Annotated in this window: 22 protein-coding genes; 5 read left to right on the top strand and 17 right to left on the bottom strand. The window is 72.7% G+C overall.

The window, feature by feature from the left end; translation table 11 throughout:
- Positions 1 to 16: 16 nt before the first annotated feature.
- From AB0K80_RS28635 to AB0K80_RS28575, 13 genes are all read right to left on the bottom strand, one after another.
- A complete protein-coding gene (locus AB0K80_RS28635; RefSeq protein ID WP_365674547.1) occupies positions 17 to 301 on the bottom strand; it encodes a gas vesicle protein K in 285 nt (94 codons plus the stop codon).
- Entirely contained in the window at positions 298 to 486 is a 189-nt protein-coding gene (locus tag AB0K80_RS28630; RefSeq protein WP_365674545.1) for a gas vesicle protein, read from the bottom strand. The genes AB0K80_RS28635 and AB0K80_RS28630 overlap by 4 nt, the downstream gene beginning before the upstream one ends.
- Positions 483 to 1,301, bottom strand: coding sequence for a GvpL/GvpF family gas vesicle protein (locus AB0K80_RS28625; protein ID WP_365674543.1), 819 nt, complete (start codon positions 1,299 to 1,301; stop codon positions 483 to 485). Before AB0K80_RS28625 ends, AB0K80_RS28630 begins: the two co-directional genes overlap by 4 nt.
- Positions 1,298 to 1,636: a gas vesicle protein gene (locus tag AB0K80_RS28620; protein WP_365674541.1), complete on the bottom strand. Its 339-nt coding sequence runs from the start codon at positions 1,634 to 1,636 to the stop codon at positions 1,298 to 1,300. Before AB0K80_RS28620 ends, AB0K80_RS28625 begins: the two co-directional genes overlap by 4 nt.
- Entirely contained in the window at positions 1,633 to 2,886 is a 1,254-nt protein-coding gene (locus tag AB0K80_RS28615) for an SRPBCC family protein (RefSeq protein WP_365674540.1), read from the bottom strand. The genes AB0K80_RS28620 and AB0K80_RS28615 overlap by 4 nt, the downstream gene beginning before the upstream one ends.
- Complete coding sequence (locus AB0K80_RS28610) at positions 2,883 to 3,560, bottom strand: DNA primase (protein ID WP_365674538.1); 678 nt, start codon at positions 3,558 to 3,560, stop codon at positions 2,883 to 2,885. Before AB0K80_RS28610 ends, AB0K80_RS28615 begins: the two co-directional genes overlap by 4 nt.
- Positions 3,557 to 3,820, bottom strand: coding sequence for a gas vesicle protein GvpG (locus tag AB0K80_RS28605; protein ID WP_365674537.1), 264 nt, complete (start codon positions 3,818 to 3,820; stop codon positions 3,557 to 3,559). Before AB0K80_RS28605 ends, AB0K80_RS28610 begins: the two co-directional genes overlap by 4 nt.
- Before the next feature lie 4 nt (positions 3,821 to 3,824).
- Positions 3,825 to 4,601 (bottom strand): GvpL/GvpF family gas vesicle protein, encoded by a 777-nt coding sequence (locus AB0K80_RS28600; protein WP_365674535.1) that lies wholly within the window; start codon positions 4,599 to 4,601, stop codon positions 3,825 to 3,827.
- Positions 4,598 to 5,029, bottom strand: coding sequence for a gas vesicle structural protein GvpA (locus tag AB0K80_RS28595; RefSeq protein WP_365674533.1), 432 nt, complete (start codon positions 5,027 to 5,029; stop codon positions 4,598 to 4,600). The genes AB0K80_RS28600 and AB0K80_RS28595 overlap by 4 nt, the downstream gene beginning before the upstream one ends.
- A gap of 47 nt (positions 5,030 to 5,076) precedes the next feature.
- Complete coding sequence (locus tag AB0K80_RS28590) at positions 5,077 to 5,436, bottom strand: gas vesicle protein (protein WP_365674531.1); 360 nt, start codon at positions 5,434 to 5,436, stop codon at positions 5,077 to 5,079.
- Positions 5,437 to 5,529: 93 nt separating this feature from the next.
- Positions 5,530 to 6,456 (bottom strand): non-homologous end-joining DNA ligase, encoded by a 927-nt coding sequence (gene ligD / locus AB0K80_RS28585; protein ID WP_365674530.1) that lies wholly within the window; start codon positions 6,454 to 6,456, stop codon positions 5,530 to 5,532.
- A complete protein-coding gene (locus tag AB0K80_RS28580) occupies positions 6,453 to 8,300 on the bottom strand; it encodes a transketolase (protein ID WP_365674528.1) in 1,848 nt (615 codons plus the stop codon). The genes ligD and AB0K80_RS28580 overlap by 4 nt, the downstream gene beginning before the upstream one ends.
- Positions 8,301 to 8,378: 78 nt before the next feature.
- Complete coding sequence (locus tag AB0K80_RS28575; protein ID WP_365674526.1) at positions 8,379 to 9,920, bottom strand: NAD(P)/FAD-dependent oxidoreductase; 1,542 nt, start codon at positions 9,918 to 9,920, stop codon at positions 8,379 to 8,381.
- 158 nt (positions 9,921 to 10,078) lie between these two features.
- On the opposite strand from AB0K80_RS28575, the gene AB0K80_RS28570 reads away from it, so the two are divergent.
- On the top strand, positions 10,079 to 11,041 hold the full coding sequence (locus AB0K80_RS28570) for an LLM class F420-dependent oxidoreductase (protein WP_365674523.1): 963 nt from the start codon (positions 10,079 to 10,081) through the stop codon (positions 11,039 to 11,041).
- A gap of 97 nt (positions 11,042 to 11,138) precedes the next feature.
- On the opposite strand, the gene AB0K80_RS28565 is transcribed toward AB0K80_RS28570, so the two are convergent.
- Positions 11,139 to 11,951 (bottom strand): IclR family transcriptional regulator, encoded by an 813-nt coding sequence (locus AB0K80_RS28565; protein ID WP_365674522.1) that lies wholly within the window; start codon positions 11,949 to 11,951, stop codon positions 11,139 to 11,141.
- Between the two features lie 361 nt (positions 11,952 to 12,312).
- Here AB0K80_RS28565 and shiA point away from each other — a divergent pair, with 361 nt between their 5' ends.
- The 3 genes from shiA (at position 12,313) to AB0K80_RS28550 (ending at position 16,582) form a co-directional block, all read left to right on the top strand.
- Entirely contained in the window at positions 12,313 to 13,659 is a 1,347-nt protein-coding gene (shiA, locus tag AB0K80_RS28560; protein WP_365674520.1) for a shikimate transporter, read from the top strand.
- A gap of 186 nt (positions 13,660 to 13,845) precedes the next feature.
- Complete coding sequence (locus AB0K80_RS28555) at positions 13,846 to 14,823, top strand: alcohol dehydrogenase catalytic domain-containing protein (protein ID WP_365674519.1); 978 nt, start codon at positions 13,846 to 13,848, stop codon at positions 14,821 to 14,823.
- Positions 14,816 to 16,582 carry a TIM barrel protein gene (locus AB0K80_RS28550; protein WP_365674518.1) on the top strand — a complete coding sequence of 589 codons (1,767 nt, stop codon included), beginning with the start codon at positions 14,816 to 14,818 and terminating at the stop codon, positions 16,580 to 16,582. The genes AB0K80_RS28555 and AB0K80_RS28550 overlap by 8 nt, the downstream gene beginning before the upstream one ends.
- Positions 16,583 to 16,663: 81 nt before the next feature.
- Here the strand turns inward: AB0K80_RS28550 and AB0K80_RS28545 are convergent, their stop codons facing one another.
- Both AB0K80_RS28545 and AB0K80_RS28540 read right to left on the bottom strand, forming a co-directional pair.
- The gene (locus AB0K80_RS28545) at positions 16,664 to 17,695 is read right to left on the bottom strand and encodes an SDR family oxidoreductase (RefSeq protein WP_365674515.1); all 1,032 of its coding nucleotides are present in this window, start codon (positions 17,693 to 17,695) and stop codon (positions 16,664 to 16,666) included.
- An 11-nt stretch (positions 17,696 to 17,706) separates the two neighbouring features.
- Positions 17,707 to 18,183 carry a phage holin family protein gene (locus tag AB0K80_RS28540; RefSeq protein WP_365674514.1) on the bottom strand — a complete coding sequence of 159 codons (477 nt, stop codon included), beginning with the start codon at positions 18,181 to 18,183 and terminating at the stop codon, positions 17,707 to 17,709.
- Positions 18,184 to 18,326: 143 nt separating this feature from the next.
- Between AB0K80_RS28540 and AB0K80_RS28535 the strand changes: the two genes are divergently transcribed.
- Positions 18,327 to 18,674 carry a VOC family protein gene (locus AB0K80_RS28535; protein WP_365674512.1) on the top strand — a complete coding sequence of 116 codons (348 nt, stop codon included), beginning with the start codon at positions 18,327 to 18,329 and terminating at the stop codon, positions 18,672 to 18,674.
- 1 nt (position 18,675) lies between these two features.
- Here AB0K80_RS28535 and AB0K80_RS28530 read toward each other — a convergent pair whose 3' ends face one another.
- On the bottom strand, positions 18,676 to 19,254 hold the full coding sequence (locus AB0K80_RS28530) for a GNAT family protein (RefSeq protein WP_365674509.1): 579 nt from the start codon (positions 19,252 to 19,254) through the stop codon (positions 18,676 to 18,678).
- Positions 19,255 to 19,335: the final 81 nt, after the last annotated feature.

The raw sequence follows: 19,335 nt of genomic DNA, 5'->3' as shown, positions 1-19,335 counted from the left end.
GTCCGGGGTGGACGGATCAGTCCCGGGGAAGCAGGGGCCCGAGCGGCCCGAGGTCCAGGTTCAGGTCCTCGGGCCGCAGGCCGTAGCGCTCCCGCAGTTCCGTCATCCGCTCCTCCAGGAGCATCAGGGTGAGCCCGATGCGCTCCTCCTGCTCCTCGGTCAGGTCCCCCGCGTCGAAGCGGCGCAGCGCCTGGCGCTCCATGAGCTGGCGCAGCAGCTCGACGACGGTCAGCACCAGCTTCACGAGATCGCGCTCTACGGTGTCCGGCTCGAGGTCGAGCCGCTTGCGGGGCGAGGTCACGACAGGTCTCCGAAGGGCGACGGCACGTTCGCGTTCACCGAGCTGATGAGCGCGTTGAGGTCGATGCGGACGAGGTCGACGTCCGCGATGCGCAGCGTGATGTCCCCCGTGATGACGACACCTCCGGCCAGCAGCCGGTCCAGCAGGTCCACCAGGGCGACCTCACGGCGTTCCACGACGGTCACTGGCTGTTGCCCCCCTCGCCGGCCTCCGCCGTCTCGTTCGCCGTCTCCTCAGCCGTCTCCTGCACCGTCTCGCCGGCGAACGAATAGGCCGCCCACGGGCCGGTGAGCTCCACGCGCATGCCGGGCACCTCCCCCTTGGTCCGGTCCACCAGCTCCACGAATTCCTCCGAGCGGGCCCGCGGCACGAGATAGGCGGCATTGAGCACGTTGCGCCCGGCGGCACCGGAAAGCGCCGGGTTCTGCGGCGCGTGCAGCCGGGCGTCCTCGGCGAACGTGGACAGCGTGTCGTGCAGACGGCCGGCGAATTCCTCGGCCTTCTGCCACATCTCCTCGTGCGACCTGGTCTGCATGCGCCGCTGACGCAGGTAGTCCCGGCCCGACGCGGGCTTCTGCGCGGGCCGGGCGGCCTCCTGCGGCGGCTCGTCGACGTACACCTTGACGCCCCACTCCACCCGGCCCTCCAGCCGCTCCAGGGTGCGCCGGAAGTCGTCCTCGCGTGCCTCGATCATGCTGCGCACGCCGCTGTCGTCGCGGAAGACGGTGCCGAGCCGCAGCGGCAGCGGCGTGGTGACCGTGGTGAGCGCGTCGATCACGCCCTGGTGGGCGCGGGCGGTCGCGGTCAGCCAGTCGAGGTCCTCCAGATGGGCGCGGAGCGGTTCCTCCGCGAAGTCCCGCTCCGGCACATGGCTGACCACGGCGACGAGGCCGTGGTGCGTGAGCACTCTGGGCGGATCGCCCGCCACCCCGGTCAGCTGCGCCTGGAGCGGCGTGCCGAAGGGGCGGCAGACGGCGTAGACGTACCGCAGTCCGCTCATGGTGCCTCCTCCTGGACGCGGCGGCCGGTCTCCAGTTCCTCCAGCCGTGCCAGTCTCTCGCGCAACTCGGCGTTCTCCCGGGCCAGTTCGTCACGGCGGGCCTTCGAGGACAACGCCGGGTCGCTCTCCCACCAGTCGATGCCCATCTCCTTCGCCTTGTCGACCGAGGCGACGATCAGACGCAGCTTGATGGTCAGCAGCTCGATGTCGAGCAGGTTGATGCGGATGTCGCCCGCGATGACGACACCTTTGTCGAGGACGCGTTCGAGGATGTCGGCGAGGTTGGCACCGCTGCTCTGCCCGTAGGGCTCGGGGAGCCGGCCGGACATCGTCATCGCCGGCTCCCTCCTTCGGCGTACTCCTCCTCGGCCTCCTCGGCCTCCTCAGCGTCTTCCGGCTCTTCGGCCTCGTCCTCGGCCTCGCCCTCGGCCTCGTCCTCCGGCTCGTACTCGCCCTCGGCCTCTTCCTCGCCCTCTTCCTCGCCCTCGTACTCCTCTTCCTCCTCGGGCTCGTACTCGCCCTCGGGTTCTTCCTCGTCCTCGTCCGCCGGCTCGTCCCGCTCCTGGTACTCCTCGTACTCGCCTTCCGGCTCCTCCTCGTCCTCCTCTTCCTCCTCGGGCTCCTCGTCCTGCTGGGAGTCCTCGGGCTCTTCCTCGGCCTCTTCCTCGCCCTCGCCCTGCGGCTCGTCGTTCTCCTCGGCCTGCTCCTCCTCGGCGAGCGCGTCCTCGTGGCTGCGGACGACCTCGCCGTCGCGGATCTCGCCCCTCCAGCCGTCCTCCGCCTCGCCCTTGAGGGTGATGAAGCGGGCGAAGTTCTTCAGGTCGAGCCGGGCCCGGCGGCCCTGGGCGCGCCAGATGTTGCCGGTCTTCTCGAAGAAGCCCGAGGGGTAGTACTCGATGACGAGCAGGACGCGGGTGAGGTTGTCGGCGAGGCGGTGGAAGGAGACGACGCCCTTCGTGGTGCCCTTGGCCCCCTCGGACGTCCAGGCGATGCGGTCGTCGGGGACCTGCTCGGTCGTCGTCGCCTTCCAGCTGCGGTTGGACCACCACACCTTCGCCTGCCAGTCGGAGTGCGTGTCGTCGCCGCGGCTCGCGCTCTTGACGCCCTTGGCGAAGGTGCTGAAGTCCTGGTACTGGGTCCACTGGTCGTACGCGGTGCGCAGCGGCACACCCACGTCGATGTGCTCGATGATGACGGTGGGCTTGGCGCCCGCCCCGCGCTTCTTCTTGCTCTTGCCGCCGCCGCCCAGGTTCTTCAACGCGCCCATCACACTGTCCTTGGCATGCGAGGCGCCGGACTCCAGGACGGAGCGCAGGGGCCCCTTGCCCTCGGTCAGCTTGCGTCCCGTGTTCAGGGCGAGCCGGCCGAATCCCGGGCTGTTGCCCTCGGCGATGTCGTTCAGTTTCACCGTGGTCTCGCCGAGCTTGCGGCCCACACCGGTGAGCATGCGCGTGGCCTGCGCGGTGAGGTATTCCTGCACTTCGGCCTTGAGCCGGCCCGCGGCCTCGCTGTGGGCCACGTCGGCGAGTGGGTTCTTCGTCGCTCCGCGTGCGGCGGAGTTCGCGGATCCGAGGGTGTCGGTCATCGCTCACCGCCTCCCTTCGGCTGCCGGTCGCGGGCGCCGCCCGCGGCCGCGGTCGCCTTCTTTCCGGGGGCCTTACCGGCCGCCGTCTTCTTGGCCGCCTTTCCGGCCGGGGCGGCCTTCTTGGCGGGGGCCTTCTTCGCCGCCTTCTTGGCGGGCGCCTTCTTGGCGGTCTTCGAAGCGGCCTTCTCGGCGGTGTCCTTACCCGGAGCCTTCCGGGCCTGGGCCGTCTCCTTGCCGGACTCCCCCGACTCCTCGGACTCGTCGGCGTCGGCCGCCTCGCCCTCGGCGTCCTGGGGCTCCCGGTCCTCCGGCTCCTCGTCCCCGGCGTCTTCGGAATCGCGTGAGCCCACGCCCGCCGCGCCCGACAGCCGTTCGCGCACCTGGGCGGTACGGCCGTGCAGCCGGTCGGCGAGGGCGTCGATCTGCCGCTCGACCATGGCGCCGGAGGCGGCCTTGCCGACACCGCGCAGGTCCTGGCGCAGCTGATCCCCGATCTCCTTGAACTGCGGGTTGTTCCGCAGCTGCTGGGACACCAGGTCCGCGACTCCCTTCGGAGTCAGGTTCATCTTCTTCCCGGCGACAAAGCTGCCGACGGCGAGCGCCGCCTTCAGCTTCTTCGTCCGTCCGAGAAGGTATCCGGCCCCAATGGCGAGGCCCAGTCCCATTCGGTTCATCGTGCCGTCCCGTTGCCCGTTCCCGCGCTGTTGCGCGAAGCGTTCTCCAGCCGGTCGAGGAGTTCGTCCTCACGCCGGTCGAACTCCTCCTCGGTGATCTCTCCGGCCTCCAGCTGCTCCTCCAGCCGGGACAGTTCGGCCCGGACCGTGGCGGGGTCGTAGTAGATCCGCTCGGCCTCGTTGAGCACCTGTCTGATGGCCCAGGCGCTGCCGCGCACCGGGGCGAACGGCAGCAGCAGCACCTCCGAGATCAGGCCCACGTCCTCACCCCGCTCCGGTGTCCGCGCCCCCGCCGGCCGCGGTGCCCGCCGGCTCGGCCGGGCCGGGCTCGACGAAGCTGTACGGCGGCAGCGGGCCGTTGATCCGCACCTCGAGGTGCGGCATGTCCTTGCGGGCCTGCTCGACGGCGGCGAGGAAGTCCTCGGCCTGGCCGCGGTCCACCAGGAAGGAGATGTTGGCCAGCCAGCCCGTGGACTCGGGGCCCACGCTCACGGCGTCGGCGGCCCGTGTCAGAGCCCGCTCCAGGGCGGCGGCGTCGTCGGCCTCCTTGGCCTTGACGGCGGCGGCGACCATCTCGCCCAGGCGCAGCTTGTCGTCGTAACTGCCGCCGCCGGCCTGCCGGTTGGCCTCCGCCTGGGCGCGGATCTCGGCGTTCTCGGCCATCACCTGGTGGAGCACGGCCTCTTCGACGTGGTTGGCCTTGATGTTGTACTCGACCCGGCCGTCCAGCGCCCGCAGCCGCTCCTTGTAGTGCTCGGCGCGCTCGGTGAGGACCCCGGTGACGGTGTCGTCGTCCGGGGCGACACTGCCGAACCGCATGGGCAGCACGCAGCCGCCCGCACCGGCCTCGCTGAGCACGTTCTGGTGGGCGAGCAGGTCCCTGCGCTTGGGCCGCAGACCCTCGGGCGAGTCACTGACGACGGCCGCCAGCTCGCCCGCGCGCAGGATGCGCACCGGGCACGGCGGCTCACCGACGCCGCCCATGCCCTCGGGGAGCCCGGGGTGGGAGCTCGCCGCGATGCCGTAGACGTACGTGCTCACTCCTGCTCCTCCTTACGGCGCGCCGACGTGGCCTTGCGGGTACGCGGACGGGACTCGGTCTCGCGCTCGCCGTCCTCGCGGGCCTGCTTGAAGGCGTCGGAGATGGTCTGGGCGGCGCCGGACAGCGCCCCCTTGGACTTGCCGCGGGCACCGGACTCGGTGACCTCCCCGACGATCTCGGGCAGACCCGGGCTCTTGCGCGGTCCCGCCTCCAGGTCGAGGCGGTTGCACGCCTCGGCGAAGCGCAGGTAGGTGTCGACGCTGGCGACGACGACGCGGACGTCTATCTTCAGGATCTCGATGCCGACCAGGGACACGCGCACGAACGCGTCGATGACCAGCCCCCTGTCAAGAACGAGTTCGAGCACGTCGTAGAGGCCGCTGCTGCCGCCTCCGCCGCCGGTCTGCTGTGCCGGTACGACAGTCATTCCGGCAAAACCTCCTCGTGTTTGGGTGTGGATGCGCTTCGGGCGGCCTAGTGGCCGCCGGACCTGCGCCCGTCGGCCCGTCCCCGCTCGTAGCGGCGGACCCGCCGGTAGCCGGCGAGCTGACCCTGCGGATCGAGCTCCACCTGGTAGCTGGCCATCAGGCTCATCGTGTCGGGCACACGCTCGAGTTCGAGGACCTCGACCTCCAGCGACCAGCCCTCCTCCGTCTGCTCGAAGGACGACACGGACTCGGCGGCCATGCCGGTGAGCTCCTCGAGCTGACTGCGCGCGTTGCGCAGCACCTCCATGGGGCTCGGCCGGTTCTCCGCCGGGCGATGGTTCGACTTCTGAGAATTCCGGGATTCCTGTGAACTCTGTGTCTGTTGCGTGTTGTGTGTGTTCGACATGGCCACCTCCCCCTCCGTGTGGCCGCAGGCGTGTTCGCCAAACCTGTACGGGGAGATGCATCTGACGCTCCCCTGCTCAGCGCCCCCCTCGGCTCAGCCGCGCAGGGCGGTCAGCCGCCGCCTGGCCGGCCCCAGCGCCCTGCCGCGGCCGAGCAGGCCCGCCCACGGGTCGGTGCGGGCCTGCTCCACGGCGTCGGCGACGGTCCAGCGGCGGGCGTGCAGCCCCGGATCGTCCAGCTGGTCCCAGGAGACGGGCGTGGCGACCGGGGCGCCGGGCAGGGCGCGGACGGTGTAGGGCGCGACCGCGGTCTGCGCGTACCCGTTGCGCTGGATGTCCAGGTACAGGCGGTCGCCGCGGTCCTTCTTGCGGGCGGCGGTGGTGAGCCGGTCGGGGTGGGCGGCGGCGAGGGTGTCGGCGACGTCCCGGGCGAAGGCGCGGACCTCGTCGAAGTCGGCGCGGCCGTCGAGCGGGACGATCACGTGCAGTCCGCGTGACCCGGTGGTCATCAGCGCCGACGGCAGGTTCAGCTGGTCCAGCAGCTCCGCGAGCAGCCGGGCCGCCTCCCGTACGGCCTCGAAGTCGTCGCCGGAGGGGTCCAGGTCGAACACCATCCGGTCGGGGCGGTGCGGACGGCCGGCGCGGGACAGCCACCGGTGCACGCTGATACTGGCCTGGTCGACGAGATAGAGGAGGGTCGCGGTGTCGTCGCACACGGTGTGGCAGACGGTGCCGCCCTCCTTCGGCAGCTCGACGCGACTGATCCACTCCGGGTAGCCGTCCGGGGTGTTCTTCTGCATGAACCGCGGCCCGTCCAGGCCGTCCGGGTGCCGCTGGAGCATCAGCGGGCGGCCCCGCAGGTGCGGCAGCATGAACGGGGCGATCGCCCGGTGGTAGTCGACGAGATCGCCCTTGGTGTACTCCTTGGCGTCCGCGCCGCCGGGGAAGAGCACCTTGTCCGGCCGGTGCACCTGGACGGTGCGCCGGCCCGCACGCACCGTCCGTGTCCCCTCGCCGCTCACGGCACGACCGCCTCCTCGACCAGCAGCCGCCCGGCCGCCGCGATCGACTCCGCGTCGATGCCCGCCGCGTGCAGCTGCTCGGCCGGGGACGCGGACCCCGGCATCATGCGGACCGCGAGCCGCGCCAGGCGCGGTACGGGACGCCCGTCGGTGAAGGCGTCGAGGACCGCGTCGCCGAGACCGCCCTCGGGGTGGTGGTCCTCCACGGTGACCAGGCAGCCGGTGTCCTCGGCGGCCTTGCGCAGGGTGAGCCGGTCCACGGGCTTGACCGAGTACAGGTCGATCACCCGCACGGCGATGCCCTCCCGCTCCAGCGCGTCGGCGGCGGCCAGCGCCTCGTGCACGGTGACGCCCGCCGCGACGAGGGTGAGCCGGTCCCGGTCGGAGGAGCGCAGCACCTTGCTGCCGCCGACGGGGAAGTCCTCGTCGGGGCCGTAGATGACCGGGCTCTCGCCGCGCGAGGTGCGCAGGTACCGGATGCCCTCCAGGCCCGCCATCGCGCCGACCAGCTGCGCGGTCTGGTTGGCGTCGCACGGGTACAGCACGGTCGAGCCGTGCACCGCCCGCATCATGGCGAGGTCCTCCAGGCCCATCTGGCTGGGCCCGTCCTGCCCGATCGCGACGCCGGCGTGCGAGCCGACCAGGTTGATGCCGGCGCCGCTGATGGACGCCATGCGCACGAAGTCGTACGCGCGGGTGAGGAAGGCCGCGAACGTGGCGGCGTACGGCACCCAGCCGCGCGTGGCGAGCCCGACCGCCGTGGCCACCAGTTCCTGCTCGGCGATGTAGCACTCGAAGGCGCGGTCGGGGTGTTCCTTGGCGAAGAACTCGGTGCGCGTGGAGTCACCGACCTCGCCGTCGAGGGCGACGATGTCGCCGCGTCCGGTGCCGAGCGCGGCCAGCGCCTGCCCGAAGGCGTTGCGGGTGGCGACGTCCTCGCCCTTGTCCCACCGGGGCAGTTCGAAGGGCCCGGTCCGCACCGCGTGCAGCATGCGGGCGGCGGGCGGCTCGTGCACCTGGACGCGGATGTCGCGCGGGCCGCCGAGTTCGGCGATCGCCTCGTCGGCGTTCTTCAGCGGCTTGCCGTGCAGGCCCTCGCGGTCCTCGACGTCCTCGACGCCCTTGCCCTTCAGGGTGCGGGCGAGGATCGCGGTCGGCTGGCCCTTGGTGGAGACCGCCTCGCCGTAGGCGCGGTCGATGGCGTCGACGTCGTGGCCGTCGATCTCGACGGTGTGCCAGCCGAACGCCTGGAAGCGCCGGGCGTAGGCGTCGAGGTCGTGGCCGTGCCGGGTCGGGCCGCGCTGGCCGAGCCGGTTGACGTCGACGATCACGGTGAGGTTGTCCAGGTGCTCGTACCCGGCGTGCTCGGCGGCCTCCCAGATCGAGCCCTCGGCCAGTTCGCTGTCGCCGCACAGCACCCACACGCGGTAGCCGGTGCGCTCCAGCCGCTTCCCGGCCAGGGCGATGCCGACCGCGACGGGCAGGCCCTGCCCGAGCGACCCGGTGGCGGTCTCGACCCACGGCAGCCGCTGCGGCGTCGGATGCCCCTCGAGGCGGCTGCCGAGCGTGCGGAAGGTCAGCAGCTCCTCGTCGTCGAGGGCGCCGGCCGCCTTGTACGCGGCGTACAGCAGGGGCGAGGCGTGCCCCTTGGACAGCACGAAGCGGTCGTTGGCGGGGTGCGCGGGGCGGTCGAAGTCGTAGCGGAGGTGGTGCGCGAGAAGTACGGCCATCAGGTCCGCGGCGGACATCGACGAGGTCGGGTGCCCGGAGCCCGCGGCGGCGGAGGCGCGGACGCTGTCCACGCGCAACTGCTGGCCGAGCTCGACGAGTTCACCGGTGTTCATGAGTCTCCTTCGGCGGGGTCGTCGGGTCGCTTGGAGGGGCCGGCGGCGCCGGAGCCCGGGGGATGTCCCGGAGCCGGGCTACTTCCTGGCACCTCCACCGCCCGGCTGGTTCTTCGCGGGCTCGCCGCCCGGCTGGTTCTTCGCCGGTTCACCGCCCGGCTGCTTCTTCGCGGCTTCGCCGCCCGGCCGGGTCCCGGCTCCCGGTCCCGAGCGGCTGCCCGCCTGCCGCCGGGCCTGCGGCCCGGCCACCACCTGGCCCAGTTCCCGGCCGTCCTGCCCGCTCTGCCCCGGGGCGCCGCCGGGCCGCCCGGGCCCGCCCGGCACCCGCGCCACCTCCGGCGAGGCGGACTCCAGCGGCACCGACCAGGACCGGACGAGCCCCAACTGCACGGCCTGGCGCGGCAGGACCGCGTCCAGCAGCCAGTCGGCAGCGACCCGCACGCGGTTGCCCGGCATCGCGGCCAGGTGGTAGCCCCGGGTGACGGCACCCGCCGCCGCCCCGGACAGCGGAACCCCGAGCGGGTTCGCGGCGGCCTTCACTCCGCCCAGGTCCACGACGAAGCCGAGGTCGCGGTGGCGGTAGGCCCGGCGCTGCCCGCCCCGGACCAGCGAGGCGTAGACGTTCTGCCCGCACACCTTGCCCTGCCGCCAGGCGTGCTGCGCGGTCATCGGCGTGTAGCCGCCCGGGTTCTCCAGGTCGGGCACGGCCGCCGCGTCGCCGCACGCGAAGACCTCGGGGCGGCCCGGGACCTGCAGGTGCGGATCGACCAGCAGCCGGCCGCGTTCCATCGGCAGTCCGAGCGACTCGGCGAGCGGGTCGGGCCGTACCCCCACGCACCACACCAGGGTGCGGGTCTCGACGAACTCGCCGTCGGTGAGCAGGACCCCGTCGTGCGTGGCCTCCTTCACGGAGGTGCCCATCCGCACGTCGACGCCCCGCTGCCGCAGGACACGGTCGGCGGTGGCGGAGAGCTTCTCGTCCATCTCGGGCAGCACGCGCGGCGCGATGTCCAGCAGCATCCAGCGCGGCCGCATGCCCTGCCGCAGCGGGTGCCTGCGGACCTGGGCGTCGGTGAACAGCTGCCCGTGCGCGGCGACCTCCGTACCGGTGTAGCCGGCGCCGACCACCACGAAGGTGCAGCGGGCCTCGCAGCTGACCGGGTCGTCGTCGGCGGCCGCCAGCTCCACCTGCCGGGTGACGTGGTCGCGCAGGTACAGCGCCTCGGGCAGGCCCCTGAAGCCGTGCGCGTGCTCGGCGACGCCGGGGATGGGCAGCAGCTTGTTGACGCTGCCGGCGGCGAGCACCAGCCGGTCGTAGGTGAGCGTCCCCTCGTCGCCCTCGGGGCCGGTGTAGTGCACCGTACGGCCGTCCAGGTCGACGCGGTCGGCCTCGCCGAGCACCAGCCGTACGTGCGGCAGGGTGTCCGACAGGGACACGGTGACCCGGCGGGGCTCCAGGATGCCGGCGGCGACCTGGGGCAGCAGGGGCAGGTAGAGGAAGTAGTCGGTCGGGTTGAGCAGGGTGATGTCGGCCTGGCCGCGGGTCAGCTTGGACAGGGTGCGGGCCGTCCGGTACCCGGCGAAGCCGGCTCCGACGATCACGATGCGGGGTCGACTCACGGTTCGCCTCCGGCGCAGTTCACGTACCTCGGAAAGCTTCCGCGTCCCCCTGGGCAGGGCGGCCAAACCCGGGCGGGGCTCCGGCCGCCGGTTTCCGGCCGGTCCCCCGGGTACCCGTCCCCGGACACGAACACCCACGTCACGGAGGCACACCCCCCATGCCCCAGTACGGCTACTTCCTCTCGTGCGAGCAGTACGGGCCCGCCGAGCTGATCGAGCAGGCGCGGATGGCCGAGCAGGCCGGATTCCAGGCGCTGTGGATCTCGGACCACTACCACCCGTGGAACGACGAGCAGGGGCAGAGCCCGTTCGTGTGGTCCGTGATCGGCGCGCTGTCGGAGGCGGTCTCGCTGCCGATCGAGACGGCGGTGACCTGCCCGACCGTGCGGATGCACCCGGCGGTGGTGGCGCAGGCCGCGGCGACCAGCGCCGTGATGACGGGCGGCCGCTTCCGCCTCGGCGTGGGCTCCGGGGAGGCGCTGAACGAGCACATCCTCGGCGACCACTGGCCGCCGGCCCACGTCCGCCTGGAGATGCTGGAGGAGGCCATCCAGGTGATGCGCCGGCTGTTCACCGGCGAGGAGGTCAACCACCACGGCCCGCACTACACGGTGGAGAACGCCCGCCTGTACACCGTGCCCGACGAGCCGGTGCCGATCGACATCTCCGGTTTCGGCCCGGCGGCGACCCAGCTGGCCTCCCGGGTCGGCGACGGCTACATCACGGTCATGCCGGACGCGTCGATGGTGGAGCAGTACCGCAAGGGCGGGGGCGGCGCCAAGCTGGTCAGCGGCGGCACCAAGGTGTGCTACGGCACGGACAAGGACGAGTGCGTGCGCACCGTGCACCGGCTCTGGGCGAACGAGCAGCTGCCCGGCGAACTCGGCCAGGTGCTGCCCTCACCGAAGCACTTCGAGCAGGCCCAGCAGCTGGTCACCGAGGACATGGTCCGGCAGAACCGGGTGTGCGGCGACGACGTGGACGAGCACGTGGCCGAGCTGAGGAAGTTCGCCGACGCGGGCTTCGACATGGTCTACGTCAACCAGATCGGCCCGGACATGCGCGGCTTCTTCGACTTCTACCGCACGAAGGTGCTGCCGCAGCTCCAGCAGGGCGCGTGACGGGGGGCCGGGCGCACAGGGGGCTGCGCCCGGCTTCCGCTCAGCGGATCTCCGGGTCCGGTCCGGCGAGCCGTCCTGCAGGCCGGGCGGTACGCCCTCAGACCTCGTCGCCGCGGTGGGTGCGGCTGAGCGGATGCCTGAATCCCTGGGCGGAGATGAGCCGGGCCGCTTCCGCCAGGTCGGCGGCGAAGCGCTCGATGGCCTCGTAGGGGAAGCGGTGATCGGGGCCGCTGACGGAGAGGGAGGCCGTGACCGCGCCTTGCGGACCGGTGAGGGGGACGGCGACAGCGGTGAGCCCCTCGTCCCATTCGCTGCTGCTCACCGCGTAGCCCCGGCGGGCGGCCTCCTGCGCCATGGTGCGCAGCTGCGTCATGTACGTCTCGCCCTTCGGCGACGCCTGGGCGACACGGCGCAGCAGGGCGTCGGGGGCGTCCCGCAGCAGGATCTTGGAGGAGGCGCCCGCCCACAGCGGCTGTTCGTCGCCGACGTCGACCACGTGGCGCAGGGGGTGCGGGCTGTCCTCGTGGGCGACGCAGATCCGGTGGATGTCACGGGCCACGAAGATGTTCACCGTCTCCCCCAGCCGGTCGGCGAGGTCCCGCATGACCTTGCGCGTCTCGCGCGGGATCTCCCACTGGCTGCGGGCGAGGTAGGCCCACCGCCACAGGCCGGGGCCGGCGATGAAGCCGCCCCCGTCCGACCACAGCAGGCCCATCTCCTCGAGCGTCTGGACCAGGCGCAGCACGGTGGTCTTCGGCAGCCCCGTGGCCTCGGTGATCTCCCGCAGCGTGATGACCGGCCGGTCCTCGCTCAGCAGACCGAGGATGTCGAAAGCCCGCCGCACGCTGCGCACGCCGCCGCTCTGCGCGTCGCGCTCCGTACCGGTCCGTGCAGCTCCGCCGCCGTCCACGCTCGAGGCCTCCCCTGTTCGTCTCCGCTGGGCGGCGCTGCCCGCCACCCGTTGACCTTGACGTTAGTCCGTTGTGCGGACCCGCGGCACCTGTAGCGCCGAGGAAATCCCGCGGCAACTCTTGTCGGCCGGAAGCACCCATCGTATCTTTCCGCTACTCGGTCCAATCGATCCGCTCTTTGGACCACGACATCGAGGCGCCGCCCGAACCGAGGGCGCGCCCCCGCCTCGGCGACCGGCTCCCCACACCCGGAGCGCGGTTGCCCTGCCCCCTCTTCCCGCAGCCATCCGTCCTCCGGTCCGAGCGCCGTACTGGGCGCGGCCGGCCGGTGAAGCGCAGCATCCAATGGAGTGTGTGAACGTGAGCAGTGTGCAAAGCCCGGCAGCGGCCGGAACGGGCGCGGCCAGACGAGCGGCGATCGCGAGTTTCCTGGGAGCCGTGGTCGACTGGTACGACTTCTTCCTCTACGGCATCATCGCCGGCCTGCTCTTCAACGAGCTGTTCTTCCCCGAGGTCAGCCCCGCCATAGGCACCCTGGCGGCCTGGGCCACCTTCGGGGTCGGGTTCCTCTTCCGGCCGCTGGGAGGCATCGTCTTCGGCCACTTCGGTGACCGCCTGGGCCGCAAGAGGATGCTGGTCCTCACCATGCTGATCATGGGGCTGGCCAGCACGCTGATCGGCGTGCTGCCCACCCACGCCCAGGCCGGCATCTGGGCTCCGGTCCTGCTGGTGGTGCTGCGGGCCGCGCAGGGCTTCGCCGTCGGCGGGGAGTGGGGCGGCGCCGCCCTGATGGCGGTGGAGAACGCGCCGCCGAAGTGGCGGTCGCTCTACAGCAGCGGGGTCCAGGTCGGCGCTTCGGTCGGCCTGCTGCTCGCCACCTTCTTCACGAAGATCTCCTCCGGCTCGATGTCGGACGCGGCCTTCCGGTCCTGGGGGTGGCGCGTGCCCTTCCTGATCAGCGCGGTCATCGTGATCGCCGGCCTGGTCGTCCGGGCCAAGGTGGAGGAGTCCGAGGTCTTCACCCGGCAGGTCGCCACGCGCGGCGAGGGCGACAAGCCCCGCATGCCTCTGATCGCCGCCGTGAGGTCCAACCCGCAGGGCTTCTTCGCCATCATCGCCCTGCGGCTGGTGGAGCTGCTCACGTTCTACGGCGTGACCAACTTCGCGCTGGGTTACGGCACCGCCGAGTTCGGCCTGGACCGCGGCGCTCTGCTCGACATCAACCTGGCGGTGGGCGCGCTGGCGATCGTCACCATTCCGGCCTTCGCCTACCTCGCCGACCGCTACGGCCGCCGCCCGGTGTACGTCGGGGGCGCCCTGCTCGGCGCGCTGTGCTCCGTCCCGTTCTTCTGGGCCCTGGAGTCGGGCTCCATGGTCCTGATCATCGTCTTCGCGGTGCTGCTGGTGAACGGCGCGCACGACATGGCCGTCGCCGTCCAGCAGTCCCTGTTCACCGAGATGTTCGGACCCGAGTACCGCTACAGCGGCGCCGGGGTCGGTTACCAGCTCGCCAGCGTGGTGGGCGGCGGCTTCACCCCGTTCGTCCTGAGCTCCCTGGTCCTGTGGGCGGGAGGGGGCTGGTACCTGGTCGCCGGCTACTTCACCCTCGGCTGCCTGATCTCCCTGGTGGTGGCCCTGCGCCTGCGCGGCGAGCGCCGGGCGGGCACCGCGCCGGCTCCGGCGGAATCCGTCAGCACCACCGCCTGACGGCAGATCTGACGAGTCATCAGCCGCCGTACGCCGACCGAGGGCGTACGGCGGCTCGCCGTGCGCGGACGGCCGCGCACCGCCGGTCCGATGCGGGTCTTCCCGCGCTTGAAAATCCCCACAGCGGACCTTATGGTCCATGTAACGGTCCATATGGTCCATTCAGTGGTCCACAGGAGGGGTCTGATGAGAGCAGCTGTTCTGACGGGAACGGGCCGGGTGGAGATCGTGGAGGACTGGCCCGAGCCCGTCTGCGGGCCCGACGACGTCATCGTCGAGATGGAGGGGGTCGGGTTGTGCGGCAGCGACCTCGCCGTCTTCCACGGCAAGCGGCAGCCCCCCGCATGGCCCTGGATCATGGGTCACGAGGGCTTCGGCCGCGTCGTCACCACCGGGGACGCGCTGCGGGAGGACCGCACGGGCCCACGGGTGGTCATCGAGCCCAACTACGCCTGCCTGAAGTGCGCCGACTGCCTCAGGGGCCTCACTTCGGCCTGCCCCCACCGCACCATCGTGGGCCTCAACGCGCCGGGGGTCCTCGCCGAACGCGTCGCGGTCCCCGCGCGGTTCGCCCACCCCGTCCCGGACGGCCTGCCGGGCCCCGACCTCGCCGGCGCCGAGCCCTACACGGTCGCCCGGTCCGCCATCCGGCGCAGCGGTGTCACCACCGCGGACGACTGCCTGGTCGTCGGGGCAGGGGCACAGGGGCTGCTGGTCTGCCTCATCCTGGTCCGGCTGGGCGTGCGGCCGGTGGTCACCGAACCGCATCCGCTGCGGGCGGCCCGGGCCAGGCAGCTCGGCGCCCTGGCGGACGACGGCCGCACCGGATTCACCTGCGTGTTCGAGACATCCGGCCACGCCGCCGCCCTGCGGCCCGCCCTGGACCGGGCCGCACCCGGCGCCACCGTGATGCTGATCGGCCTCAACACCGACGCGCTGCCCCTGTCCACGGACGAGCTCGTGCGCCGCCAGCTGACGATCAGGGGGTCCATGATCTACGACCATCCCCGTGACTTCACCGAAGCGCTGGCGGAACTCGGCCGGGCACGGCCAGGGACCGTCATCGACTCGTGCTACCGCCTGGAAGAGGCCCAGCAGGCCTTCGAGGGGGCCGCGGCCCGGGCCGGCAAGACCTGGATCAGCATCGGGGACCCGGATGCGTAGGACGATCGCCACCGTCTGTCTGAGCGGCACACTCGGGGAGAAGCTCACCGCCGCGGCGCGCGCCGGCTTCGACGGTGTCGAGCTCTTCGAGAACGATCTGCTCGCCGGCTCCCTCAGCCCCGAAGACGTCCGCGCACGCGCGGCCGCCCTCGGACTGACCATCGACCTGTACCAGCCGCTGCGCGACGTCGAAGCCGCACCGCAGGAGCGGTTCGCGCGCAGTCTGCGCCGCGCCGAGCACACGTTCCAGGTGATGCGGCGCCTGGGCACCGGCATGCTGCTGGTGTGCTCGAACGTCTCAGCGGACGCGGCGGACGACGACGCGCTCGCCGCCCGGCAGTTGCGCACCCTGGCCGAGCGCGCTGCGGCCCACGGCATCAGGGTCGCGTACGAGGCTCTCGCCTGGGGACGGCACGTGCGTACCTACGACCACGCCTGGCGCATCGTCGAGCAGGCCGATCATCCGGCGCTCGGGGTGTGCCTGGACAGCTTCCACATCCTCTCCCGCGGGTCCGATCCCGCCGGCATCGAGCACATCCCCGCCGAGAAGATCTTCTTCCTCCAGCTCGCGGACGCCCCCCTGCCGGCCATGGATGTCCTGCACTGGAGCCGCCACCACCGCTGCTTCCCCGGCCAGGGCGGTCTGGACGTGGCACGCCTGCTGCGGCACGTGGCCCGCGCCGGCTACGAAGGCCCGCTGTCCCTGGAGGTCTTCAACGACGTCTTCCGTCAGGCCGACGCCGGCCGCACCGCCGTCGACGCCATGCGCTCCCTGATCGCGCTGGAGGAGCGCGCCGGCCTGTACGCGGGGACGGACCCGGTCGTGCCGTCCGGCATCGCCCTGGCCGAACTGTCCACCCCCGGCCCGCGCCCTCTCACCGGCCTGCTGGAGGCCCTGGGATTCGTGCGGGCCGAAGCAGGGGCCGAGGGCGGGCGGCCACAGGAGTGGCGGCAGAACGGGGCGCGCCTGCTGGTCGCCGGCCGGGCCGCCACCCGGCAGGAGGGCACCACCCTGACCGGCATCGGACTGGGCACCCCCGACCCCCGCGCAGTCCTCGACCGCGCAGAAGCCCTCCTCGCACCCGTGGAGCACCGGCAGCCCGGCGCGCCGGGGCTCGCCTCGAAGGCGGTCGTCGCACCGGACGGCACCCGCCTGCTGCTGACCGCCGGCTCCGGCCGTACGGCCACCCCGGCGCCCGCGCGCGCCGCCGGGGCGCTCACCCACATCGACCATGTGGCGCTCACCCAGCCCCGGCACCGGTTCGACGAAGCGGTCCTCTTCCACCGCGCCGTACTGGGGTTGTGCCCCGAGGACAGTGTGGACCTGGCCGATCCCCACGGCCTGCTGCACAGCAGGGCCCTGTCCCACGCGGACACGCGACTGGTCCTCAACGACGCACCCGCCTGGGATCCGCAGAGCCGCCCGGACCAGCACATCGCCCTGGCCACCGACGACATCGTCACGGCGGCGCGCCGACTGCGCGCCGCGGGCGCCGGTCCCCTGGCCATCCCCGCCAACTACTACGACCACCTCGCGGCCCACCACGATCTCGACGCGGCCGAACTGGACGCCTACCGGCACCTGGGCATCCTCTATGACCGCGACGAACACGGCGGCGAGTTCCGCCACTTCTACACCCCGGCCGTCGGGCGCGTCTTCTTCGAGGTGGTCCAGCGCACCGGCGGCTACCGGGGCTACGGTGCCGCCAACGCACACATCCGCCTCGCCGCCCAGCGGGAGTGCCGCACCGCGCGATGACATCGAGGTCCGTCCCGCGGCGCTGCGCACGGCAGGCGGGCGGCCGCGCGCGGGTGCCGCGGTCGGCACCTCCGCACCCGGTCACCGCCGCGTCAGGCGCCGGGTCAGTGTGCGGGCCGCCAGTGCGCCCGCGCCGACCGTCAGGGCCGCGCCCACCCGGGTCCGGTTCCGCGACACCCGGTGCTGTGCGCTGCTGTCGAGGGCCTCGTCGTCGAAGCGGCCGTGCGCCCCGTGGTCGTGGCCGTGCGGGCCGTCGGCCGGGGCCCAGAGGTTGCCCGCGCCGGTGGAGGCGTCCTCGCCCTGGTCCTGCTGGGAGTCGAACCCCGTCCGGGCCAGGTACCGGTCCAGCAGCCCGGGGACGACCGCGTTGGCGAGCAGTGTGGCGACCGTGGAGCCGCCGACCCAGTACTCCCGGCGCCGCGCGTGCCCGGCCGCGTGCACGACGGCCCGGGCCGCCACCTCCGGCTGGTACACCGGCGCGACCGGCCGGGCCCGCCCCGGCATGCGGCTCAGCACCCAGTCGAACTGCGGGGTGTTGACCGCCGGAAGCTGCACCATCGTCGTGCGGACACCGCTGCGGGCGTGCAGCAGCTCGCAGCGCAGCGACTCGTTGAAGCCCTGGATGGCGTGCTTGGCCCCGCAGTAGGCGGACTGCAGCGGGATGCCCCGGTAGGCGAGCGCGGAGCCGACCTGCACGATGGTGCCCTTGTCGCGCGGCAGCATGTGGCGCAGCGCGGCCCGGGTGCCGAACACGTAGCCCAGGTACGTCACTTCGGTCACGCGGCGGAACTCGTCCGGGGTGACCTCCGTGAACGGCGCGAACACCCCGGCGAAGGCGTTGTTGACCCACACGTCCAGGTGCCCGAAGGTGTCGACGACCTGCTGGGCGGCGTCCTCGACGGCCTTGGCGTCGGCGATGTCCACGGGGACGACGAGCGCCTCGCCGCCGGCCCGTTCCACCTCGTCGGCCGCCGCGGCCAGGCCCTCGCGTCCCCGGGCCAGCAGGGCCACCTTGTCGCCGCGCTCGGCGAAGGCCCGGGCGGTGGCCCGTCCCACCCCGCCGCTGGCTCCGGTGACCACTACGACCCTGCCGTGCGGTGCCCTGGGAGACATGCGCACCTGCATCACGCCCTGTGGTGCGGGACGTCGGGGTCGGTGTCCGGGCGCGGCGGCACGGTGCCCGGGGCGGGCGCGCCGGCCGCTCCGGTGGCGGGGGCGCCGGGAGGAGCGGGCGGCACCGGCGGGTACGGCATGCCGCCCTGGTGGGTCCCGGCTCGCCCGGCCTGGTGCTCGGGGCTCGTCCGGGAGGCGGACGGCCGGGCCGCACCGCGCAGCGCGTAGGCGGCGAGGCCCAGGATCGCGGCGGTGATCAGCGCGGCGGCCCAGTCCGGCAGGGCGAGCGCCAGCGCCAGACCGACCGCGAGCGCGAGGGCGGCTCCGGCGTACAGGGCGAGTGCGCCCGAGGCGGCGTACAGCGTGGCCCTGCGGCGCTGCTTGCGGGTCTGCTCGCGCAGCTCGTCCCGTACGGTCTCGCGCGCCACCTGCGCCAGTTCGTCGACCAGATGCCTGTCCAGATGCTCCAGGTGATCCAAGCGCTCCATGGCCGCCGGGTACCCGGCGCCCCTGCCGCGTAACGCCGGTGCCGGCCCGGCGGCGCCCGGGCACGAACACGGCGGCGAAGAACCTGCCGAGATCATGTGGAGCGGTCCGCGTCCCCGGGGCCCGCGCAACTAGGCTCGCCCGCATGGAGATTCTCGGTGCCACACTGCGCGTCTGCGTCGACGACCTCGAAGCCGCGATCCCCTTCTACGAGCGGCTGGCGGGCGGCACGGCCCTGCGGTTCGAACGCGGCGGCGTCCAGGTGGCCGCGGTCGGCTGCTTCCTGCTGATGAGCGGCCCGGCGGCGGCGCTGGAGCTGTTGCGCAAGGTCGCGGCGACGATCGCGGTCAAGGACGTCGAGGAGACCCACCGGGTCCTCACCGAGCTGGGCGCCGACATCATCGCGGGCCCGCTGCCGACCCAGGTGGGCCGCAACCTGATCGCCCGGCACCCGGACGGCACGGTGTACGAGTACGTGGACCGGGGCGCGTGAGTCAACGGGGCCGTGGCGCGGCCGGCCCGGGGGCGTCGCGGAGCATCTCGACGGTGAGCGCCCAGCGCTCGTGGTCGCGCCACGCCCCGTCGATGAAGAGCATGTCGGGCGAGTAGCCCTCCAGGCGGAACCCGCAGCCGCGGGCCAGCGCGATCGAGGCGTGGTTCGTCGGCTGCACGTTGATCTCCAGCCGGTGCAGCCGCATCGGCCCGAAGGCGTACCGCACGACGAGGCCGAGGCCCTCGCGCATCAGTCCGCGCCCGGCCGCGTGCGCGAAGGCGCCGTAGCCCAGCGTGCCGCACTGGAAGGCGCCCTCGACGATGTTGTTGATGTTGATGAACCCGGCGATCGAGCCGTCGTGTCTCTCGCAGACCAGGAACCCGGCCTTGGCGGGGTCCTCGATCAGCCGGCCCGCGTAGGCCATGTAGGCCGGGGCGGTGTCGGGCGGGAACAGCCACGGGTGGTGCAGATCCTTGCTCTCCCGGGCGCGGGCGGTGAACTCGGCACCGTCCTCGTAGGTGAAGTGGCGTATGCCGACCCGGGGACCTTCGGCCAGGTAGCGGGAAGCGTTGTCGGGCACCCCGCCACCCTACGACGCGCCCGCCGCCCGCCCTGGCCGGCTGGTCCTTCCGGGTGACTCGCCCGCCGGTGACCGGCAGCC

It is taken from the genome of Streptomyces sp. NPDC052682 (assembly GCF_040678435.1).
Taxonomy (GTDB): domain Bacteria; phylum Actinomycetota; class Actinomycetes; order Streptomycetales; family Streptomycetaceae; genus Streptomyces.
Note: the sequence above shows the minus strand (reverse complement) of the source record. Positions and strands in the feature narration are given on the sequence as shown.

What these genes read in the sequence shown, in the direction of transcription:
- AB0K80_RS28625 (WP_365674543.1), bottom strand. Translation starts at nt 1,301, where the DNA reads ATGAGCGGACTGCGGTACGTCTACGCCGTCTGCCGCCCCTTCGGCACG.
- AB0K80_RS28620 (WP_365674541.1), bottom strand. Translation starts at nt 1,636, where the DNA reads ATGACGATGTCCGGCCGGCTCCCCGAGCCCTACGGGCAGAGCAGCGGT.
- AB0K80_RS28595 (WP_365674533.1), bottom strand. Translation starts at nt 5,029, where the DNA reads ATGACTGTCGTACCGGCACAGCAGACCGGCGGCGGAGGCGGCAGCAGC.
- AB0K80_RS28570 (WP_365674523.1), top strand. Translation starts at nt 10,079, where the DNA reads ATGCCCCAGTACGGCTACTTCCTCTCGTGCGAGCAGTACGGGCCCGCC.
- AB0K80_RS28555 (WP_365674519.1), top strand. Translation starts at nt 13,846, where the DNA reads ATGAGAGCAGCTGTTCTGACGGGAACGGGCCGGGTGGAGATCGTGGAG.
- AB0K80_RS28540 (WP_365674514.1), bottom strand. Translation starts at nt 18,183, where the DNA reads ATGGAGCGCTTGGATCACCTGGAGCATCTGGACAGGCATCTGGTCGAC.
- AB0K80_RS28615 (WP_365674540.1), bottom strand. Translation starts at nt 2,886, where the DNA reads ATGACCGACACCCTCGGATCCGCGAACTCCGCCGCACGCGGAGCGACG.
- AB0K80_RS28545 (WP_365674515.1), bottom strand. Translation starts at nt 17,695, where the DNA reads ATGTCTCCCAGGGCACCGCACGGCAGGGTCGTAGTGGTCACCGGAGCC.
- AB0K80_RS28610 (WP_365674538.1), bottom strand. Translation starts at nt 3,560, where the DNA reads ATGAACCGAATGGGACTGGGCCTCGCCATTGGGGCCGGATACCTTCTC.
- AB0K80_RS28550 (WP_365674518.1), top strand. Translation starts at nt 14,816, where the DNA reads ATGCGTAGGACGATCGCCACCGTCTGTCTGAGCGGCACACTCGGGGAG.
- AB0K80_RS28580 (WP_365674528.1), bottom strand. Translation starts at nt 8,300, where the DNA reads ATGAACACCGGTGAACTCGTCGAGCTCGGCCAGCAGTTGCGCGTGGAC.
- AB0K80_RS28535 (WP_365674512.1), top strand. Translation starts at nt 18,327, where the DNA reads ATGGAGATTCTCGGTGCCACACTGCGCGTCTGCGTCGACGACCTCGAA.
- AB0K80_RS28590 (WP_365674531.1), bottom strand. Translation starts at nt 5,436, where the DNA reads ATGTCGAACACACACAACACGCAACAGACACAGAGTTCACAGGAATCC.